Here is an 18,833-nt window from a genome sequence, read left to right as displayed (position 1 = left end):
GCGCTCAAAAAAAGGGCCGGTGGTCGAACCACCGGCCCAGTATGTCCGCAGGAGGAACCTGGGTGGGGCACCGCGCACTCGGAGAGGAGTGAACGCGCGGCGCCCGATTGCTCAAGGGTTGTAGGCGCGCTCGCCATGCTCGCCGAGATCGAGCCCTTCCTGCTCGATTTCGGGAGCAACGCGGCCGCCGGTGAGTGCCTTGGCGACGATGATCGCGATCGCCGTGCCCACTGCTGCCCATAGGATAGTGACGCCCACGGCCGATGCCTGGGTGATCACCTGCTCCATCATCGGCTTCGAACCGTCGCCGGGGCCGCCGAATTGCGGGTAATAGAGGATGCCCGTGCCGATCGCGCCGACGATGCCGCCGATGCCGTGAATGCCGAACGCGTCGAGCGAATCGTCATAGCCAAGCTTGGGCTTCACCACCGTCACGAAGAAGAAGCAGACCACCGAAGCGATCGCGCCGAGGACGATCGCCCCGAACGGACCGACATTGCCGGCGGCAGGCGTGACCGCAACCAGGCCGGCGATGACGCCCGAGCAGAAGCCCAGCGCCGATGCCTTGTGACCGGCTGCGCGCTCGGCGAGCATCCAGAACAGTGCTGCCGATGCAGTGGCGACGAAGGTGTTGATCATCGCCAGCGCCGCCGAGCCATTTGCCTCGAGCGCCGAGCCGGCGTTGAAGCCGAACCAGCCGACCCACAGCAGCCCGGTGCCGACCATGGTGAGCGTCAGGCTGTGCGGGGCCATGCGCTCGGTCGGGTAGCCGATGCGCTTGCCGATCAGCAGAGCCGCGACCAGCGCCGAGACGCCCGCATTGATGTGCACCACGGTGCCGCCCGCGAAATCGAGCGCGCCGGCTTCGAAGAACCAGCCGCCTGCTGCCCACACCATGTGTGCGATCGGGAAATAAACGATCGTCAGCCAGATCAGCGCGAAGACCATCACTGCCGAGAATTTGATGCGCTCGACCACCGATCCCAGCACCAGCGCGACCGTGATCGCGGCAAAGGTCATCTGGAAGCTGATGAAGACATATTCGGGAATCTCGACCCCGGCAGTGAATGTCGCGGCCTTGGAGTCGGCGGTCACCCCGGCGAGGAACAGCTTGCCGAAGCCCGAGATATAGGGCTTGAGCCCGTCCGACGCATCGGGGCCGAACGCCATGGTGTAGCCCCACATCACCCAGACGAGCATGGCGAGGCAGGCGACGGCGCCGATCTGCGTCATCACCGAAAGCATGTTCTTGGTGCGGGCGAGGCCGCCATAGAAAAGCGCGAGGCCGGGAAGGATCATCGCGAGGACGAGGACAGTCGACATCATCATCCAGGCAGTGTCGCCCTTGTCGACCGTGGCGGCGGGCGCCGCGGCGGCCGCTTCCTGCGCCCAGGCGGGCATCGCCGCGAACAGCGAAAGGCCAGCCAAGCCGGCGAGCTTGAGTGTTTGCTTCATCATTACCCCCTTCACAGCGCGGTCTCGTCGGTCTCGCCGGTGCGGATGCGCACGGCCTGGCCGACATCGAGGACGAAGATCTTGCCGTCGCCGATCGCGCCGGTATTGGCCGCGGCCTGGATCGTCTCGACCACGCGGTCGGCGATGTCGGCGCCGCAGGCGATCTCGATCTTGATCTTGGGAACCATGTTGGTGCTGTATTCCGCACCACGGTAAATCTCGGTCTGGCCCTTCTGCCGGCCAAACCCCTTGACCTCGGTTACGGTCATCCCGGCGACGCCGACGCCAGTGAGCGCCTCGCGGACTTCGTCGAGCTTGAACGGTTTTATGATGGCGATGATCAGCTTCATGTCGCCCCCTCTTGGCGGTTTCCCCGGAGACAATGTCCCGAGGGCCCAAGAGCAAGCGCCGTGCCATCCGCAAGAATCGCGCGTTTCCGCGGGATGCGGCGCAATCAACGATTAACGCGCGGTAACTTTTTGTGCAGTTGCGAAAGGATGCTTAAAAATCAGGCAGCCGCGTCCAACACAGATCGCGCGGCGCCCAAGTCTTCGTCATCGACCATCACGCGCACCGGGATGAGCAAATAACTGCCGTCGGCGATGCTGGCACCGGCATCGAAGACGAATGACATGATCTCGGCGTCCTCCAGCGCAGTCTGGACGATATAGGCCTCCTGCCGATCAAAGCGGCCGAGTTCGACAAGTGCCATCAGACCGTCCGCGGCTTGCGTGGGACGCCTGGCACGCACTCGAGCGCGGCACGGTCCCAATTGCCGAGACCTGCTGCCGCGGCATAGGTCGCCTCGAGGAAGTCGGCGAGCGCCGCTTCGGGATCGGGCGATGTGCGCACCGCGTCGTAATCGAGGAGGAATTCGCCGAGCGCCGAATCGAAGCGCGCGGCATCGGGACCGGCCCTGGCATCCGCGAAGCCCGCCGGCGACGGATAGGCGTAGGAATAGAAGGCGGCGTGCGGATAGGCGTCGCTGCCGGGCCAGAAGCCCGCGCTCGACACTTCATGGCTATAGGCCTCGCGCGTGACATCATCGGGCAGGCCCGGGACACCACCGGGATGCAGCGGCGCAGGCCGGCCCGAGAAGCGCGTGACCGCGAGATCGAAGCTGCCCCAGAAGAAATGCACCGGGCTCGCTTTGCCGAGAAAACCGGTGCGGAAGATCTTGAAGCGCTGCGTCGCGAACAGCAAAGCGGCGTGGAAGCGGCGTACCGCGTCGCCGTCATAGGGGCGCTCCTGATGGTCTTCGGCGAAGGGGACCGGATCGGCCATCTCGTTGGGCATCGCGGCGATCCGCGTCGGCGCGCCAAGGTCGTCGAGCGCAGTCATCACCGCCGCGTAAAAGTTTGCGATAGTGCCGGCCCTGAGCGGCACGGTCCGCGTCTCGCCGCGCTCGCTGGCGATATAGAGCGTGTCGCCGAGCAGGTCGAAATTGATCTGGATCGAACCGCCGGGCGCGGGGATCGGGCTGGTGTCGAGGCCGTGCGCAGTTGGATAGAGCGCGACATGCCAGCCATGATTGAGCCAGGGCGTGTGGGCGAGGCGGACCTTGCCGACGATCTGAGTCATCAATTGCAGATGCAGCGCGGTTTCGCGCCAGCCGGCCCAATCGAGTGCCGGCAGCGCGCTCATGCCGCGGTGCCGCCTACGGTCAGACCCTCGACCAGCAAGGTCGGCTGGCCGACCCCGGCAGGGACGCTCTGCCCGCCCTTGCCACACATGCCGACACCTTCGTCCAATGCGAAGTCGTTGCCGATGCCGGTGACCTTATTGAGCACCGTCGGCCCGTCGCCGATCAGCGTCGCGCCCTTGATCGGACGGCCGAGCTTGCCGTTCTCGATGCGATAGGCCTCGGTGCACGAGAAGACGAACTTGCCCGAGACGATATCGACCTGCCCGCCGCCGAAGCTGCGCGCATAGATACCCTTCTTGACCCGGCTCATCAGTTCGGCGGGATCGTCGTTTCCGCCGCGCATGAAGGTGTTGGTCATGCGGGGCATCGGGGCGTGCTGGAACGATTCGCGGCGGCCATTGCCGGTGGGCGCGACCCCCATCAGGCGGGCGTTGAGGCGGTCCTGGATATAGCCCTTGAGCACGCCGTCCTCGATCAGGATATTCTCCTGCGTCGGGGTGCCTTCGTCGTCGATCGACAACGAGCCGCGGCGATCTTGGATCGAGCCGTCATCGACCACCGTCACTCCCGGCGCGGCCACGCGCTCACCGATCCGACCCGAAAAGGCGCTGGTGCCCTTGCGGTTGAAATCGCCTTCCAGGCCGTGACCGACGGCCTCGTGGAGGAGCACGCCAGGCCAGCCGGGCCCGCACAGCACGGTCATATCGCCGGCGGGGGCTTCCTCGGCGTCAAGATTGACGAGCGCCTGGGCAAGCGCCTCGTCGATCGCTCGGTTCCAAGTGGCGGGCTCGAGCAGACGGTCATAAAGCGCGCGGCCACCGGTGCCGAAAGTGCCGGTCTCGCGCTTGTCGTTCTGCTCGACGACGATCGAGACGTTGAGGCGGACGAGGGGCCGCACGTCGGTAGCGATGAAGCCGTCGGGGCGGACGATCTCGATAACGCTCCACTGCCCGGTGAGGCTGACCGAAACTTGGACGACGCGGCTGTCGCGGGCGCGAGCGGCGGCATCGATCGTCTGACACAAATTCACCTTGTCGGCGAAGGGAACGAGATCAAGCGGGTCCTGATCGGTGTAAAGGTGGCGGTTATTGCCTTTGGGCGGCGCGGCCTTGGCGCCCTTGGCTGGATCGATCAGCGCCATCGTCTCCGCGGCGCGGCGGATCGCGGCCGGCGTGATTTCATTGGCATGGGCGAAAGCAGTGGTCTCGCCCGAAACGGCGCGCAGGCCGAAGCCCGATTGCGTGTCGAAGCTCGCGGTCTTGAGCCGGCCGTCGTCGAACCCGAACGCTTCGGTCTTGCGATATTGCAGATAAAGCTCGCCATCCTCGGCGCGGGAGAGCGCGTCGGACGTCAATTTCACTGCGGTTTCGGGATCGAGGGCGTCGCGGTAGAGAAAGGCGCGGGGGTCTGACGGGATGCTCATCCCGCAGATATAGGAGACTTAGATGCTCGCGCCAGCCGGATGATCAGGCAATTGCGACTGATCCGCGCCATCCGCGGGCCCACCAATCAGCACGAAGCGCCGGTCGCAATAGCCGCAATCGACATAGCCATGCTCGTCGATCTGGAGAAACACGCGTGGATGGCCGAGCGCTGCGGGGACGCCGGGCCCCGAGCCGTCACAGGCGACGCGGGCGTGGCTGGTGCGAATAGTCTCAGGGGGTGCGATCATGCGGAAGCCGATAGCAAGCACGGAGAAGGCTCGCAATCGCCACCGCACAGTCTTATGCGCTTGAGCATGACCCAGGCAGCAATCGCGATCCAGGACCTCTGCAAGACCTATAAGGGCGGCAAGCGCGCGCTCGATGGGGTGACGTTCGATGTGCCGCGCGGCGAGATTTTCGGGCTGCTGGGGCCGAACGGCGCGGGCAAGTCGACGCTGATCAACATCCTGGCGGGCTTGGTCAACAAAACCGGCGGCAAGGTCGATATCTGGGGCTTCGATGTGGACCGGCACCCGCGCAACGCCAAGGCGTCGATCGGGATCGTCAACCAGGAGATATTGTTCGATCCCTTCTTCACGCCCAAGGAGACGCTGGAGATCCAGGCGGGACTCTATGGCGTCAAGAAGGGCGCGTTCGATGCGATGGCATTGCTCCGCGCCGTGCATCTGGAGGACAAGGCCGACGCCTATTCGCGCACGCTTTCGGGGGGCATGAAGCGGCGGCTGATGGTGGCAAAGGCAATGGTGCATTCGCCCCCCGTGCTGGTGCTCGACGAGCCGACCGCGGGCGTCGATGTCGAGCTTCGCCAGCAGCTCTGGGCCTATGTGAAGCAGCTCAACGCCCGCGGCGTGACCGTGGTGCTGACGACGCATTATCTCGAGGAAGCCGAGCAGCTCTGCGACCGGATCGCGATTATCAACCACGGCCAGTTGATCGCCAACAAGCCGACGCGCGAGCTAGTGGGGATGGCGCAGGAGAAGGTCGTCGAAGTCACGGTCGATCGCGATGTGGGCGATGCCCCGCAGAATCAGTGCTTCCAGAAGATCGAGCTCAAGGGCGAGCGGATTCTGGTGATCACCTATCGCAAGGACCAGGCGAATGCCGGCGAAGTGCTGGGTGCCGTGCAGGGCGCGGGGCTGGGGATCGTCGATGTCTCGACTCGCGAAGCCGATCTGGAGGACGTGTTCCTCAATCTGACGCGGTCGTCCGCGGCCTAATCGCCCAACCGCCCAACCGCCCGGTCGCGATCCCGCGCTTGTTGACTTCGATAATCCAGTCCGCCGGCGGCGCGGCGAAACCGATCTCGCTGGTATGGGCGTTGCGAACCAGCGTCGCCAGATGGCGCGCGAGCACAGGCAGGCGCAGCTGGAGCACCATCTCCTCCCACCGCAGGATCACGGTGATCGGCCCGTCCTCGCCGACTCGGCTGCGCAGCTCCTGAAGGATCATAGCCTCGCGCGCGGCGGGATCGCCCGGAAACTCTACCCAGCCTTCGGTGACCATCTCCTCCGGCCGGTGCGCCCAAAGGTTCAGCGCACCGGTAAGCGCGCGATAATCGCGGCTGTCATAGTCCTCGCCCGCATCTTCGAGCGCCGCGAGGATCGGGATCTGCCGCGCCAGCGCCGCGCGATCGGCTGCGAAGCTGCTCCTGCGCGCCGCTTCAGTCGCCGCCGCACGGCGGGCATAGAGTTCGGCGCGGCGGCTCTCGTCCATCCCGGCAGCCTATGAACAAGCGGCCAGCCTGTACAGCGGGGGCCTCGCGCCTCTAAGGCTTTGCAGATGCACGAAAGCGACATCCTCATCATCGGTTCGGGCGCGGCGGGGCTGACTGCGGCGCTCAATCTCGCCGAGCGCTTCAAGGTGACCGTGCTTGCCAAGGGCGCGATGAACGAAGGCGCCACGGCCTGGGCGCAAGGCGGGATCGCGGCGGTGCTCGAGCCGGGCGACACCTTCGAAAGCCATATCGAGGACACGATGATCGCGGGCGCCGGGCTCAACGACCGCGGCGTCGTCGAGTTCGTCGTCGAGAATGCGCCCGCGGCGATCGCGCGGCTCGAAAAGCTCGGCGTGCCGTTCAACATGGATCACGACGCGCTGCATCTGACGCGCGAGGGCGGGCACAGCCATCGGCGCATCGTCCACGTCAATGACGCAACGGGATGGGCGGTGCAGGAGGCATTGCTCAACGCCGCGCGCGCGCATCCGAACATCACACTCGTGGCCGATATGGTGGTGATCGATCTCGCCACGAGCCGGCATGAGGAACGCTATTCGGGGGCCGGCAATGTCTGGGGCGTCTATGCCTTCAACCGCGCCTCCAACGCCGTGGAGCTTTTCACTGCGCGCGCGACGATCCTGGCGACCGGGGGCGCGGGGCGGACCTATCTGTTCTCGACTGCGCCGCGCGGCGCGACCGGGGACGGGATCGCAATGGCGTGGCGCGCGGGGTGCCGGATCTCGAACATGGAATTCATGCAATTCCACCCGACCTGCCTCTACAATCTCGACGTCAAGAATTTCCTGATCACCGAGGCAGTACGCGGCGAAGGCGGCCGGCTGATCAATCCGATCACCGGCAAGCGCTTCATGACCGATTACGATGCCAAGCGGATGGAGCTGGCCCCGCGTGACGTGGTGGCGCGGGCAATAGATGCCGAGATCAAGCGCGACGGCCTGGATTATGTCCATCTCGACATCAGCCATATGCCCCCCGAATTCGTCCGCGAGCATTTTCCCAACATCCATGAAAAACTGCTCGGGCTGGGCATCGACATGACGACGCAGCCCATTCCCGTGGTCCCCGCCCAGCATTACACCTGTGGCGGCGTGGTGATCGATCGCGCGGGGCGCACCGACTTGCCGCATCTCTATGCCGCGGGCGAAGTCAGCCAATCGGGGCTGCACGGCGCCAATCGTCTGGCGAGCAACAGCCTGCTCGAATGCTTCGTGTTCGGGGAGGCCGCGGCGGCCGACATTGCAGCGCGCTGGAACGATCTCGCCCCGCCCCCGGCCATCCGCCCGTGGGACGAAAGCCGAGTGACGCATTCCGACGAGGAAGTCGTCATAAAGCAGAACTGGACCGAGATCCGGCGCTTCATGTGGAATTATGTCGGCATCGTCCGCTCGACCAAGCGGCTCGAGCGCGCGCAGCGGCGCATCCAGATGCTGCGTGAGGAAGTTAACGACTATTACGGTCATTTCCGGGTGACGCCCGATCTGATCGAGTTGCGCAATCTGCTCGAAAGCGCCGATCTGATCGTGCGCTCGGCGCTCCATCGCAAGGAGAGCCGCGGGCTGCACTACACGATCGACTATCCCGAGACCGCGGCAGCGGCAGTCGACACCATTTTGGTGCCTTGAGCCCGCATGCGATGCTGGGGCGTTGGGCATCGCAGATGCCCGCCATTTCCGCCCTGTTCACGGTTCACCGCTATAGAGACGTGATTCGTCGCATGATCACGGACCGACTCTTTCGCATGGAACGCATCCGCCGCATGTTCGCCTATGGGCAAGGGGTTGTAAGCGTGCGGGAATCCTTCGCGTTCTCGAAAATGCAGCGAGCAGTGACCATCGCGGGGCTTGGCCCGGCGATGCTGATGGGCTGTTCGGTACATCAGGATGCGCAACTCGCGGCCTATCTGCCGGCGCCCAGCTACAAGGTGTCGCTGCCGGTCCCGGCCGCGCTCAAGGCGATTTTCAAGCCGACTGCGCCCGCGCCGCAGGGACTGGTCTCGTCGCTCGACTCGCTAGTGCGCAACTTCAGCGGCGTGGCTGGCGTGTCGGTGGCGAGCGTCGATCAGGGCTGGCTGATCTCGTCGGGCGGCGAGCGCAAATTGCCGCAGCAGAGCGTGAGCAAGCTGTGGGTGACGATGACCGTGCTCGACCAGATCGATCAGGGCCGATTGTCGCTCGACACTCCAGTCAGCATCGGCCGCGAGGATTTCACGGTGTTCCACCAGCCGATTGCCGCGCTGGTCAAGAATGGCCAGCCCTACCAGACCAACATTGCCGAGCTCATTCGTCGCGCGATGCAGATGAGCGACAATACCTGCAACGACAAGCTGCTGCGCCTGGTCGGCGGACCCGAAGTGGTGCGCGATTTCATTGCCCGGCGGGGGCTTGGCCCGATCCGCTTCGGCCCCGGCGAGCGGCTGCTCCAGGCAGGCACTGCCGGGCTCGAATGGCGGCCCGAATATTCTATGGGCAATGCCTTCGCGGTGGCGCGGTCGCGGCTGTCGCCCTCCGTCCGCAAAGCGGCGTTCGAGGCTTATGTCTCCGATCCGCCCGATGGCGCCGCGCCGCTGGCGATCGCCGGCGCGCTGGCGCGTCTGAAGCGCGGCGAGCTTTTGTCGCCGACATCGACCGAATGGCTGATCCAAACCATGGCGGCGGCACGCACCGGGCGCGCCCGCGTCCGCGCCGCCGTGCCACCGGGCTGGGGCTATGCGCACAAGACCGGCACCGGACAGGATCTTGGCGGGCGCACCGCCGGCTTCAACGACGTCGGCATCCTCACCGCGCGCGATGGCCGATCCTATGCTCTGGCAGTGATGGTCGGCGACACGACGCGCCCGGTGCGTGAGCGGCAGATGCTCATGCAGCAGGTCGCCGCGGCGATCGTTTCCAATCACGGACGCTAGCCACCCCCGGCGTTGCGATGGGGAACGGAAGGGCGAGGGTGACGGCGCATTTCGCCGCTGCTAAGCCCATCCTCCCATGCCCCATCTCTATCTCGTCGACGGCTCCGGCTATATCTTCCGCGCCTACCACCGGCTGCCCCCGCTCACCAACAAGCATGGCGAGCCGGTGGGCGCCGTCTATGGCTATACGACGATGCTGTGGAAGCTCGTAGACGAGCTGCACAAGGCCGAGGGGCCGACGCACATGGCGGTCATCCTCGACAAGAGCGAGCATACTTTCCGCAACGATCTGTACGATAAGTACAAGGCGCAGCGTCCTCCTGCGCCCGAGGATCTCAGACCCCAATTTCCGATGATCCGCGACGCCACCCGCGCCTTCTCGCTTCCCTGCATCGAGGAACTGGGTTGGGAGGCGGACGATCTGATTGCGAGCTATGCCAAGGCGGCGCTGGCGCAGGGATGGCAGGTCACGATCGTCAGTTCGGACAAGGATCTGATGCAGCTGATCGAGCCCGGGCTCGACATGTACGACACGATGAACAACCGGCGTCTCGGCGACGAGGCGGTCATCGAGAAGTTCGGCGTGCCGCCAAAGCAATTGGGCGAAGTGCTGGCGCTGATGGGCGACAGCGTCGACAATGTGCCGGGAGTGCCGGGAATCGGCCCCAAGACCGCGGCGAAATTGATCCAGGAATTCGGCGATCTCGAAGCGGTGCTCGCCGCCGCGCCCGCGATGAAGCCGTCGAAGATGCGCGAGAATCTGATCGAGCATGCCGATATGGCGCGGCTTTCGCGCAAGCTCGTCACGCTCGCCTGCGAGGTCCCGCTGCCCGATCCGCTCGACAGTCTGGAATTACAGGGCATCCCCGATGCGCCGCTGCGCGCGTTCCTCGAGCATCACGGCTTCCGCACGCTGATCAATCGGCTCTCGGCAGTCGCCGATGCACCGGTCGAAGTGCACGACGCGCCTGGCCTGCCCGAAGATCCGCCCTGCGATCACGATGCATACGAGACGGTGGTCACCGAGGATGCGCTTGACCGCTGGATCGCCGATGCGCGGCATCAGGGCTGGGTCGCGGTCGATACCGAGACCAGCGAGCTGGACGCGATGCGCGCCGGGCTCTGCGGTGTCAGCCTCGCACTGGCACCCAATAAGGCCTGCTACATCCCGCTGACGCACGGCGGATCGGACATGTTCGCCGAGAAGCCGGTGCAGCTCGATAGCGATCTCGCACTGGCACGGCTCAAGACGCTGTTCGAAGACCCGTCGGTGCTCAAGATCGGGCACAACCTCAAATATGATCTGATCGTGCTGCGCCAGCGCGGCGTGAACGTGACGCCCTATGACGACACGATCGTGATGAGCTTCGATCTCGATGCGGGTCTGCACGGCCACGGCATGGACGAGCTGGCGGCGACGCACCTCTCGCACAGCTGCATCGCGTTCAAGGACGTGGTCGGCACCGGCAAGAAGCAATTGAGCTTCCGCGAAGTCGATCTCAAGGCCGCCACCCGCTACGCCGCCGAGGATGCCGACGTGACGCTGCGGCTGTGGAACCGCTTCAAGCCGCGATTGGCCTATGAAGGCGTGACGCGCGTCTACGAGATGGTCGACCGGGACTTGGTCTCGGTGATTGCGGGGATGGAGCGCGAGGGCGTCAAGGTCGATGCGGCGACGCTCGCACGATTGTCGGACGAATTCTCCAAGCAGATGGCTGCGCTGGAAGAAGAGATTCACGGCATCGCCGGGTTCAAATTCACCATCGGCAGCCCCAAGCAATTGGGCGATGTGCTGTTCGAAGGCATGGGGATCAAGGGCGGGCGCAAGGGCAAGTCGGGGGTCTATTCGACTGACGTCAACGAGCTGGAACGGATCGCAGCAGACAAGGACTCGCCGGGGCGGGTAATGGCCGCCAAGGTCCTCGACTGGCGCCAGCTCTCGAAGCTCAAATCGACTTATACCGATGCGCTCCAGGCGCAGATCAATCCCGAGACTGGTCGCGTCCATACCAGCTATTCGCTGACCGGCGCGCAGACCGGACGGCTGTCGTCGACCGATCCGAACCTCCAGAATATCCCGATCCGCACCGAAGTCGGCAGACAAATCCGGGACGCATTCGTCGCCGAGCCTGGCAATGTGATCCTGGCGGCGGACTATTCGCAGATCGAACTCCGCCTCGCCGCGCATATCGCCGACGTGCCCGCGCTGCGCACCGCGTTCGAAAATGGCGACGACATCCACTCGATGACGGCGATGGAGCTGTTCGGCGAAGTGAACCGTGACACCCGCGGGCGCGCCAAGACCATCAACTTCGCGATCCTCTACGGCATCTCGCGCTGGGGCCTCGCTGGCCGGCTCGATGTCACGGCGGACGAAGCGCAGGACATGATCAATCGCTATTTCGAGCGCTTCCCGGGCATCAACAATTATATCGGCGCGACGATCGAGCAGGTCCGCGAAAAGGGCTATACGACCACGCTCTTCGGGCGGAAGACGCACTTCCCTCGCATCAAATCCAAAGTCCAGCACGAGCGGCAGGGCGCCGAGCGCGCCGCGATCAACGCGCCGATCCAAGGCACGAGCGCCGACATCATCAAGCGCGCGATGGCCCGCATGGGGCCGGCGCTTGCCGAAGCCGGATTGTCCAATGTGCGCATGCTAATGCAGGTGCATGACGAACTCGTGTTCGAACTGCCCGAAGGCGATGTCGAAGCCGCCAAGCCGATCATCGAGCGCGTGATGGCCACCGCCGCAGAGCCCGCGGTCAAGCTCAGCGTGCCGCTCGGCGTCGAGATCGGGGTCGGCAAAAGCTGGGGCGCCGCGCATTGAGCGAGATGGGGGGCTCCCAGGACATCAATGCCCTCGCCAAGGGCGGGCGGACCAACATGCTCGGCTTCATGATGCGACTCGTCGCGCGGTTGCCGTTCCTTTTCATCGCGGGGCGCTTTTATGGTCCCGATGTGGTCGGGCGCTATGCGATCGCGGTGCTGGTAATCGAGTTCGCGGCGCTGGTCGCGACCTTGGGGCTCAAGCGCGGGCTGGCGCAGGCGCTGGCGACTACCGAGCGGCCGCACAATCATGTCGTGTTCGATGCCTTGGTAGTCGCGCTGGTCGCGTCGGCGATCGCGGCGTGCCTGCTGATTGCGTTTCCGCAGGTGATGTTCCCCAACAGTCCGCTCACCGGCGCGGAGCGGTTCGTCGCGCTGGCGGTGTTCGCGACCGCCGGTTCGGACGTGGTGCTCGCCGCTCTGGCTTATCGGCACAACGTCAAGGCATCGGTGACTGCGCGGGCAGTGATCGAGCCGTGGACGATCAGCATCGCGGCGTTCGGCTTTTCCTATGTCTCGACGCGCGATGGGCTGCTCTTCGCCTATGCGCTGGCGATGGTCGCGGCGCTGGTCGCCTCGATGGTGCCCTTCCTCCGGGAATATGGCATCCCGCATGGCTGGCGCCCCCGTCCCGCCGAGATCTGGCAGCTCGCGCGCCGCAACGCGCCCCTCGCCGGCGCCGACACGATCGAATGGGCGACGCGCAATGTCGATCGCTTCATCCTCGGGCTGATGTTCTCGCCCGCGGTGGTCGGCATCTATTACATGGCGCAGCAGGTCGCATCGGTGCCGCAGAAGCTCAAGACCAGCTTCGATCCGATCCTGGGCCCGGTAATCACGCAGAGTCTGGCGGCGGGCGACATGGCGGCGATTGGCCGACAGGTGTGCCAAGTCGGTTTCTGGATCATCGGCGCGCAAGCGGCGCTGGCAGTGATGTTCTCGATTCCGGCAGGCGGCGTGATGGGGCTGATCGGTCCGCAATTCCCAGTCGGCGCGGGCGCGCTCTGCATCCTGCTAATCGCCGAAGTGCTCGCTTCCACGGGCGCGGTCTGCGAGACTGCTCTGGTCTATATCGCCCGGCTGCGGAACCTAGCGGTGTCGGTCGCAGTGCTGGCGCTGCAGATCGTGCTCAGCTTCGTCTTCATCCTGATCGCGCGCGCCGAGGGCCTGTCGATTGGGTATCAGGCCGCGGCCCCCGCACTGGCGCTGGCGATCTCGCTGACCATAGGTTCGGGCATAAAGGCGTATATGCTGCGCCGGCTGACCGGCGCCCCGGTGATCAGCGTGCGCCCAAGCTTCTTTGCCGCGATCGCCATCGCCAGCCTGGTCGGTGCGGCCTTCACCTCGCTGCCCCGGCATTACGAATGGGCCGAGCTCAGCATCGGCATGCCGGCGATCCTGATCACTTATCTCTATGTGATCATCAAGTTCGGCTTCGGGCCGGAGGACAAATCGCTGTTCCGCAAGATACCCGCGGCCGGCGCGACACTGCCGGTGGAAGAGAAGATCTAGTGCCGGAAGTGGCGGATGCCGGTGAAGACCATCGCCAGTCCTGCTTCGTCCGCCGCGGCAATGACTTCGTCGTCGCGGATCGAGCCGCCGGGCTGGATCACTGCGGTGGCGCCAGCCTCGACTGCCGCCAATAGTCCGTCGGCAAAGGGGAAAAAGGCATCGGAAGCCACTGCCGAGCCGATCGTGCGCGGCTCGGCCCAGCCGGCCTTTTCGGCGGCGTCCTTGGCTTTCCATGCGGCAATGCGCGCCGATTCGAGGCGGTTCATCTGCCCTGCACCGACGCCCGCGGTGGCGCCGTCTTTGGCATAGATGATGGCATTCGACTTGACGTGCTTTGCCACGGTCCAGGCGAAGCGGCAGTCGGCCAGCTCCTGTTCGGTCGGCTGGCGCCGGGTCACGACCTTGAGATCGCCGAGCTGGCCATCGTCGCGCGATTGGACGAGCATGCCGCCGGCGATCGACTTGAGCATCAGCCCCGGCCGTGCCGGATCGGGCAGTTCGCCGGTGATCAGCAAGCGCAGATTCTTCTTGGCGGCGAACACTGCCCGCGCCGCATCGTCGGCGGCGGGGCAGGCGACCACTTCAGTGAAGATCCCCGCAATCGCCTCCGCCGTCGGGCCGTCGAGCGGACGGTTCACTGCAATGATCCCGCCAAACGCACTGACCGGATCGCAGGCAAGCGCCGCCTGATAGGCCTGTAGCAGCGTATCCGCGCTGGCGACGCCGCAGGGGTTGGCGTGCTTCACGATCACCACCGTCGGCGGGCCATCGCGGAATTCGCTGACCAGCTCGAGCGCGGCATCGGCATCGTTGTAATTGTTATAGCTGAGCGCCTTGCCCTGAAGCTGCTCAGCCTGGGCAATACCGCGCGTGCCGGTCTGCGGCAGATAAAGCGCGGCAGACTGATGCGGATTTTCGCCGTAGCGAAGCTCTGGTCCCTTGGTCAGCGCCACCGGCAGCGTGGCCGGGAATTGCTCGCCCTGATCGGCAAACGCGAACCAGCTGGCGATTGCCGCATCATAGGCGGCGGTGGCGGCATAGGCCTTGGCGGCAAGCTTGCGGCGGTCGGCCAGCGTCGTGCTGCCGGCGGCAACCAGCGCATAGTCGGCGGGATCGGTGACGATCGCCACGCTTTCGTGATTCTTCGCAGCCGAGCGCACCATCGAGGGTCCCCCGATATCGATATTTTCGATGATCTCGCCGCGTTCGGCGCCCTTGGCCACCGTTTGCGCGAAGGGATAGAGATTGACCACGACGAGGTCGATCGCGCCGATCGCGTGCTCGTCCATCGAGGCGACATGCTCGGCATTGTCGCGCACCGCGAGCAGCCCGCCATGAACCTTGGGATGGAGCGTCTTGACCCGGCCGTCCATCATTTCGGGGAAGCCGGTCAGGTCGGATATATCGCGAACTTCGAGGCCCGCATCGCGCAATGCCTTGGCCGTACCCCCGGTCGAAACCAGTTCGACGCCGCTCGCGGCGAGCGACTGACCCAGCTCGATTATGCCGGTCTTGTCCGAGACCGAGAGGAGCGCGCGCTTGATGCTGACCTGATCCATGGGCCCATCTACGGATGCCCACGCGCGGCGCAACCCTTCACTTCGCGCGGTGGAAGACCCAACTGACATTCGCACCGCCGGGAGGCGATTCGGCGGTGATTACCAGCTGCTCGCTCGCGACCGGCTTGCCCATGCCGTCGATCCAGATCGAATCCTCGACCGCGAGCGCGGCGCCCTTGGCCCGGAATTGCCACAGATGTCCGTCCGGCGTGCGCAGGATCGCCGCCAGGCCATCCGCAGTCGGCGATATCTCGACCGAGGGGTGGAGATGGAAGCGCACCGCGAACGCCGTCATGCCCTTCTTGCGGCGCTTGTCGACGGGAATCAGCATGTCCTCGCCGCGAATGTCGCGCCCGTCCCCGCCCAGCGCCACTACGCGCCGATGGAGAAAGCCGAAGCGACGGACATAGCCGTCATGGCTGGCCTCGACTCGGCTGCCATTCTCGCTTTCGTGGCGCGCCAGTTCGACTTCGATCACCCCGCGCCCGAGCGTCCCATCGGAATGGATCGCCGTCGAATTGCTGTCGGCAAGGACCAGCGTAGAATGCGCGGCGGTGGTTCGCAGCCCTTCGGCGAGTGCATTGGGAATACTGGCGTCGGCCATGCCCGAACCGCCGCAATTGACGACGATGCGGTGCTTGCCGTCGGAGAGCTCGAAGGCAAGCGTCGAAGCGCAGCCGCCCTGAACGAGCCGTGAGAGCGGAGGCGGGGCAGCGTCGATAATCAGCACGGTGCTGCCGTGCGCCAGTCGCTGGTAGCCCCATTCGCGCGCCTGCTTGAGGGGCCGGGTGCGCACCCCGGTCGCCTCGATCGACTGGGCAATGACCTCACCCGATATCGGCCCCGATCCCTGCCAGCTGGCCAGCCCGCCATCGCCGTGGCAGACGCCGAGCAACGCCGTGACCATCTTGGCGAGCGCGGCCTGGACAAAGGCGGGCGGCTCGATGCGGCGCGCCTCATAGCTCTCGCACAGCATTGTCAGCAGCTGGATCGCCTCGAGCTGGCCTGCGGGCGAGCGCCCAACGCTGCCGCCATCATCGAACACCGAACCGTCGAGCGCGCGCTTGAGGCCCGTCTCGCCGAACGAGCGGCGCGGATCGCCGCCGGGGATCATCAGTCCTGCCGCCAGCACACCGCACCAGGCGGCGATGCGCGGCACGCCCAGCGGCACGCGATCGGCGGCGCGATCGAGATGCCGGGCACCGCGGGCAAGCGCGTGGAGCACGCTCGAACGATAAACCAAATCGTTGGCCGAGAGGATCAGCGGCGCGTGCGCGGTCCAGAACAGGATGCGGCGGCCCCACAGATCGGGGCGCCAAGCGGGCTCCGAAACCTTGTCGGCATGGGCTGCGAGCCAGCGCGCCGTAATCGTCTCTGCGATGGGCGCCGCCGTGACGCGGACGGTGACGCTGGAGAGGTCGCGCAGCCAGGCGAAGCTCTGGAGATGTTCGCCGAACGGCTTGGACCAGTCGGCGCGGGCGAAATCGAGCCCCGCAATCGAGCGCTCCTCGCCGCGGAACATTACTACCCCATCAAGCAACGCATTGCCGCGCTCGGGATCGCCGAAAAAGGGATCTTCGGCGACGGCGATCAGCTTGAGCGGGTGCCGCCCCTTCAGGCGCATATTGTGCAGCGGAGTGCGCCAGGCGAGGCGATGGAAGCGTTCGCTGATGCGGTCGGCAAGGCTGAGCCCGGCGCTTCCGCCGGTACGGACCAGCCGCTTGCCCGGCTCGACTCCGTCGGCGGCGGAGTCGGCAGCATCATCGCTCATCCGCCTCGAAGTGCCGCGATATTGGCGGCATACTGTGTGGGACCGCCGGCGAAGCTCGCAGTCCCGGCGACGAGCGCGTCGGCGCCGGCGGCGATTGCGCGCGGCGCAGTCTCACGATCGATCCCTCCATCCACTTCCAAGTCGATGGCCCGGCCAGAGCCGGTGATCCGTTGGCGAAGCGCCGTGATCTTGGCGAGCTGCGATTCGATGAACTTCTGCCCGCCAAAGCCCGGATTGACGCTCATCACTAGGACCAAGTCGATCAAATCGATGACATTGTCGATCACATCCGCCGGCGTGGCGGGATTGAGCACGATTCCGGCGCGCTTGCCGAGCGCCTTGATCGTCTGGAGTGTGCGATGCAAATGCGGGCCGCTTTCGGGATGGACCGAGATGCAATCGGCGCCCGCGTCCGCGAATGCCGCGAGCATCGGATCGACCGGCGCGATCATCAGATGGACGTCGAAGGGCTTGGCCGTATGCGGCCGCAGCGCCTTGATGACCGCCGGCCCGATCGTGATGTTGGGCACGAAATGCCCGTCCATCACATCTACATGGATCCAGTCGGCCCCCGCCGCGTCGATCGCGCGCACTTCGGCGCCGAGATTTGCGAAATCGGCGGATAGGATCGAGGGGGCGATGCGGACGGCCATGCCGGAATCCTTAGCACGGGGCGATTCGGGCGCAACTAAGCGTTGCGTCGCAAGCGGGCGATGAAGAAGCCGTCGAGACGGCCTTGCTCGGCAAGCAGGCCGGGATGGAGGCGCAGCGTGCCATTATCCAGAGGGCCTACGCCCTCGGGGAGCTCCTGGGCGCGGACGGGGTCGATCGCATAGTCCGGATGGTGCGCAAGGAAGCGTTCGAGCTGCCCTTCGCCTTCTTCCGGTTCGAGCGAGCAGGTCGCGTAGACCAGCGTGCCGCCGGGCTTTACCCATTGCGACGCGCGGTGGAGCAATTTGCCCTGAAGCTCTGCCATTTCCTTGATCAGCGAGGGCCGGACGCGATGGAGGACGTCCGGGTGGCGGCGAAAAATGCCGGTCGCGCTGCAAGGAGCATCGAGCAGGACTGCGTCGGCCTGGTGCCCGGGCTTCCACAGCAGTAGGTCGGCGGCGACGATCTCGGCCTCTAGGCCGGTGCGGTCGAGATTGTCGCGAAGTCGCGCAAGACGACTTTCGGAGACGTCCACGGCCGTGACCTGCCAGCCAGCCAAGGCGAGCTGGAGCGTTTTGCCGCCGGGGGCGGCGCAGAGGTCGTACGCAGTGCCCTTGCCTGTGCCGATCAGCCGGGCGGGGAGCGAGGCGGCAAGATCCTGGACCCAGAACTTGCCTTCCTCGAAGCCCGGCAGCTCCATTACCGAAGTGCCGGCAGGGAGGCGGGCATGGCCGGGGACGAGACTGACCGCGCCTTCCAGATCTAGGGCTTCACGAAGCGTGAGATCGAGGGGTGGCGGCGCGGCGATGGCGAGTTCGGCATCCTCGATCATCTGGTCGCCCCAGGCCGCATGCCATCGCAAAGCAACCGAATCGGGGAGCGTCGGCGGCTCGGGAAGCAATGCGCCCGAGCGCGTCACCGTGCCGAACACGCCATGGACGAGCTTGCGCGGGCCGCCATCGACAAGCGGCAGCACCGTCGAAATCGCGGCATGGCCAGGCGTGCCGAGTACCATCGCCTGGACGAGCGCGATGCGCAGCGCAAAGCGCGCCTTGGCATCGTCGGGCAGCGGACGCTGAGTCGCGCCGTCGATCAACGCGTCGAGATCGGGGAGGCGGCGCAGCGTCTCGGCAGCGATGGCATGCGCGAGTCCGCGATCGCTGGGCGGCAGGCCGGCGGCCGCCTTGTCGAGGGCCGCTTCGAGCGCGAGACCGCGGCGCAGCACCGCGTCCAGCAACTGAAGCGCGGCGCGGCGCGCAGGGACGCCGGGCGCATCAGGGACGGCGCCGCGTGAGGACCTGGGTTGATTTCGGTTCATTGCGCGCC

The 18,833-nt window shown here is 65.6% G+C and carries 16 protein-coding genes; 5 read left to right on the top strand and 11 right to left on the bottom strand.

Annotated features, from left to right (window positions below; translation table 11 throughout):
- Window positions 1–111: 111 nt before the first annotated feature.
- The 6 genes from ACZZZM_RS03560 to ACZZZM_RS03535 all read right to left on the bottom strand — a co-directional run bounded on the left by ACZZZM_RS03560 (window position 112) and on the right by ACZZZM_RS03535 (window position 4,772).
- Window positions 112–1,455, bottom strand: coding sequence for an ammonium transporter (locus ACZZZM_RS03560; RefSeq protein WP_463593730.1), 1,344 nt, complete (start codon window positions 1,453–1,455; stop codon window positions 112–114).
- Between the two features lie 11 nt (window positions 1,456–1,466).
- Complete coding sequence (locus tag ACZZZM_RS03555; RefSeq protein WP_463593729.1) at window positions 1,467–1,805, bottom strand: P-II family nitrogen regulator; 339 nt, start codon at window positions 1,803–1,805, stop codon at window positions 1,467–1,469.
- A gap of 158 nt (window positions 1,806–1,963) precedes the next feature.
- Window positions 1,964–2,167, bottom strand: a complete 204-nt coding sequence (locus ACZZZM_RS03550) for a putative signal transducing protein (protein WP_463593728.1) — start codon at window positions 2,165–2,167, stop codon at window positions 1,964–1,966.
- The gene (locus ACZZZM_RS03545; RefSeq protein ID WP_463593727.1) at window positions 2,167–3,099 is read right to left on the bottom strand and encodes a DUF5996 family protein; all 933 of its coding nucleotides are present in this window, start codon (window positions 3,097–3,099) and stop codon (window positions 2,167–2,169) included. The genes ACZZZM_RS03550 and ACZZZM_RS03545 overlap by 1 nt, the downstream gene beginning before the upstream one ends.
- On the bottom strand, window positions 3,096–4,523 hold the full coding sequence (tldD, locus tag ACZZZM_RS03540; RefSeq protein WP_463593726.1) for a metalloprotease TldD: 1,428 nt from the start codon (window positions 4,521–4,523) through the stop codon (window positions 3,096–3,098). The genes ACZZZM_RS03545 and tldD overlap by 4 nt, the downstream gene beginning before the upstream one ends.
- A gap of 18 nt (window positions 4,524–4,541) precedes the next feature.
- The gene (locus tag ACZZZM_RS03535) at window positions 4,542–4,772 is read right to left on the bottom strand and encodes a zinc-finger domain-containing protein (RefSeq protein ID WP_463593725.1); all 231 of its coding nucleotides are present in this window, start codon (window positions 4,770–4,772) and stop codon (window positions 4,542–4,544) included.
- A 66-nt stretch (window positions 4,773–4,838) separates the two neighbouring features.
- Here ACZZZM_RS03535 and ACZZZM_RS03530 point away from each other — a divergent pair, with 66 nt between their 5' ends.
- Window positions 4,839–5,762, top strand: a complete 924-nt coding sequence (locus ACZZZM_RS03530; protein WP_463593724.1) for an ABC transporter ATP-binding protein — start codon at window positions 4,839–4,841, stop codon at window positions 5,760–5,762.
- Here the strand turns inward: ACZZZM_RS03530 and ACZZZM_RS03525 are convergent.
- Window positions 5,734–6,258, bottom strand: coding sequence for a hypothetical protein (locus ACZZZM_RS03525; protein WP_463593723.1), 525 nt, complete (start codon window positions 6,256–6,258; stop codon window positions 5,734–5,736). The two genes, ACZZZM_RS03530 and ACZZZM_RS03525, sit on opposite strands and share 29 nt — an antisense overlap.
- Before the next feature lie 66 nt (window positions 6,259–6,324).
- Here ACZZZM_RS03525 and nadB point away from each other — a divergent pair, with 66 nt between their 5' ends.
- The 4 genes from nadB to ACZZZM_RS03505 all read left to right on the top strand — a co-directional run bounded on the left by nadB (window position 6,325) and on the right by ACZZZM_RS03505 (window position 13,526).
- A complete protein-coding gene (gene nadB, locus ACZZZM_RS03520; RefSeq protein ID WP_463593722.1) occupies window positions 6,325–7,905 on the top strand; it encodes an L-aspartate oxidase in 1,581 nt (526 codons plus the stop codon).
- 191 nt (window positions 7,906–8,096) lie between these two features.
- Window positions 8,097–9,185, top strand: a complete 1,089-nt coding sequence (locus ACZZZM_RS03515; protein WP_463593721.1) for a serine hydrolase — start codon at window positions 8,097–8,099, stop codon at window positions 9,183–9,185.
- A gap of 76 nt (window positions 9,186–9,261) precedes the next feature.
- Window positions 9,262–12,015, top strand: a complete 2,754-nt coding sequence (polA, locus tag ACZZZM_RS03510; RefSeq protein ID WP_463593720.1) for a DNA polymerase I — start codon at window positions 9,262–9,264, stop codon at window positions 12,013–12,015.
- Between the two features lie 5 nt (window positions 12,016–12,020).
- A complete protein-coding gene (locus ACZZZM_RS03505; protein ID WP_463596371.1) occupies window positions 12,021–13,526 on the top strand; it encodes a lipopolysaccharide biosynthesis protein in 1,506 nt (501 codons plus the stop codon).
- Here ACZZZM_RS03505 and purH read toward each other — a convergent pair.
- From purH to ACZZZM_RS03485, 4 genes are read right to left on the bottom strand one after another with little or no spacing between them, the layout of a single operon-like run.
- The gene (purH, locus tag ACZZZM_RS03500; protein WP_463593719.1) at window positions 13,523–15,085 is read right to left on the bottom strand and encodes a bifunctional phosphoribosylaminoimidazolecarboxamide formyltransferase/IMP cyclohydrolase; all 1,563 of its coding nucleotides are present in this window, start codon (window positions 15,083–15,085) and stop codon (window positions 13,523–13,525) included. The genes ACZZZM_RS03505 and purH overlap by 4 nt on opposite strands.
- Before the next feature lie 37 nt (window positions 15,086–15,122).
- Entirely contained in the window at window positions 15,123–16,856 is a 1,734-nt protein-coding gene (locus ACZZZM_RS03495) for a heparinase II/III family protein (RefSeq protein ID WP_463593718.1), read from the bottom strand.
- Window positions 16,853–17,509, bottom strand: a complete 657-nt coding sequence (rpe, locus tag ACZZZM_RS03490; RefSeq protein WP_463593717.1) for a ribulose-phosphate 3-epimerase — start codon at window positions 17,507–17,509, stop codon at window positions 16,853–16,855. Before rpe ends, ACZZZM_RS03495 begins: the two co-directional genes overlap by 4 nt.
- A gap of 35 nt (window positions 17,510–17,544) precedes the next feature.
- Window positions 17,545–18,825, bottom strand: a complete 1,281-nt coding sequence (locus tag ACZZZM_RS03485; RefSeq protein ID WP_463593716.1) for an RsmB/NOP family class I SAM-dependent RNA methyltransferase — start codon at window positions 18,823–18,825, stop codon at window positions 17,545–17,547.
- Window positions 18,826–18,833 lie beyond the last annotated feature (8 nt).

It is taken from the genome of Sphingomonas sp. AC522, from assembly GCF_979258125.1.
The sequence above is the reverse complement of the archived record's forward strand: the minus strand, read 5'-3'. Positions and strand labels throughout refer to the sequence as shown.

Coding starts and splice junctions, on each gene's coding strand:
- ACZZZM_RS03560 (WP_463593730.1), bottom strand. CDS start 1,455: ATGAAGCAAACACTCAAGCTCGCCGGCTTGGCTGGCCTTTCGCTGTTC.
- ACZZZM_RS03555 (WP_463593729.1), bottom strand. CDS start 1,805: ATGAAGCTGATCATCGCCATCATAAAACCGTTCAAGCTCGACGAAGTC.
- ACZZZM_RS03550 (WP_463593728.1), bottom strand. CDS start 2,167: ATGGCACTTGTCGAACTCGGCCGCTTTGATCGGCAGGAGGCCTATATC.
- ACZZZM_RS03545 (WP_463593727.1), bottom strand. CDS start 3,099: ATGAGCGCGCTGCCGGCACTCGATTGGGCCGGCTGGCGCGAAACCGCG.
- tldD (WP_463593726.1), bottom strand. CDS start 4,523: ATGAGCATCCCGTCAGACCCCCGCGCCTTTCTCTACCGCGACGCCCTC.
- ACZZZM_RS03535 (WP_463593725.1), bottom strand. CDS start 4,772: ATGATCGCACCCCCTGAGACTATTCGCACCAGCCACGCCCGCGTCGCC.
- ACZZZM_RS03530 (WP_463593724.1), top strand. CDS start 4,839: ATGACCCAGGCAGCAATCGCGATCCAGGACCTCTGCAAGACCTATAAG.
- ACZZZM_RS03525 (WP_463593723.1), bottom strand. CDS start 6,258: ATGGACGAGAGCCGCCGCGCCGAACTCTATGCCCGCCGTGCGGCGGCG.
- nadB (WP_463593722.1), top strand. CDS start 6,325: ATGCACGAAAGCGACATCCTCATCATCGGTTCGGGCGCGGCGGGGCTG.
- ACZZZM_RS03515 (WP_463593721.1), top strand. CDS start 8,097: ATGCAGCGAGCAGTGACCATCGCGGGGCTTGGCCCGGCGATGCTGATG.
- polA (WP_463593720.1), top strand. CDS start 9,262: ATGCCCCATCTCTATCTCGTCGACGGCTCCGGCTATATCTTCCGCGCC.
- ACZZZM_RS03505 (WP_463596371.1), top strand. CDS start 12,021: ATGGGGGGCTCCCAGGACATCAATGCCCTCGCCAAGGGCGGGCGGACC.
- purH (WP_463593719.1), bottom strand. CDS start 15,085: ATGGATCAGGTCAGCATCAAGCGCGCGCTCCTCTCGGTCTCGGACAAG.
- ACZZZM_RS03495 (WP_463593718.1), bottom strand. CDS start 16,856: ATGAGCGATGATGCTGCCGACTCCGCCGCCGACGGAGTCGAGCCGGGC.
- rpe (WP_463593717.1), bottom strand. CDS start 17,509: ATGGCCGTCCGCATCGCCCCCTCGATCCTATCCGCCGATTTCGCAAAT.
- ACZZZM_RS03485 (WP_463593716.1), bottom strand. CDS start 18,825: ATGAACCGAAATCAACCCAGGTCCTCACGCGGCGCCGTCCCTGATGCG.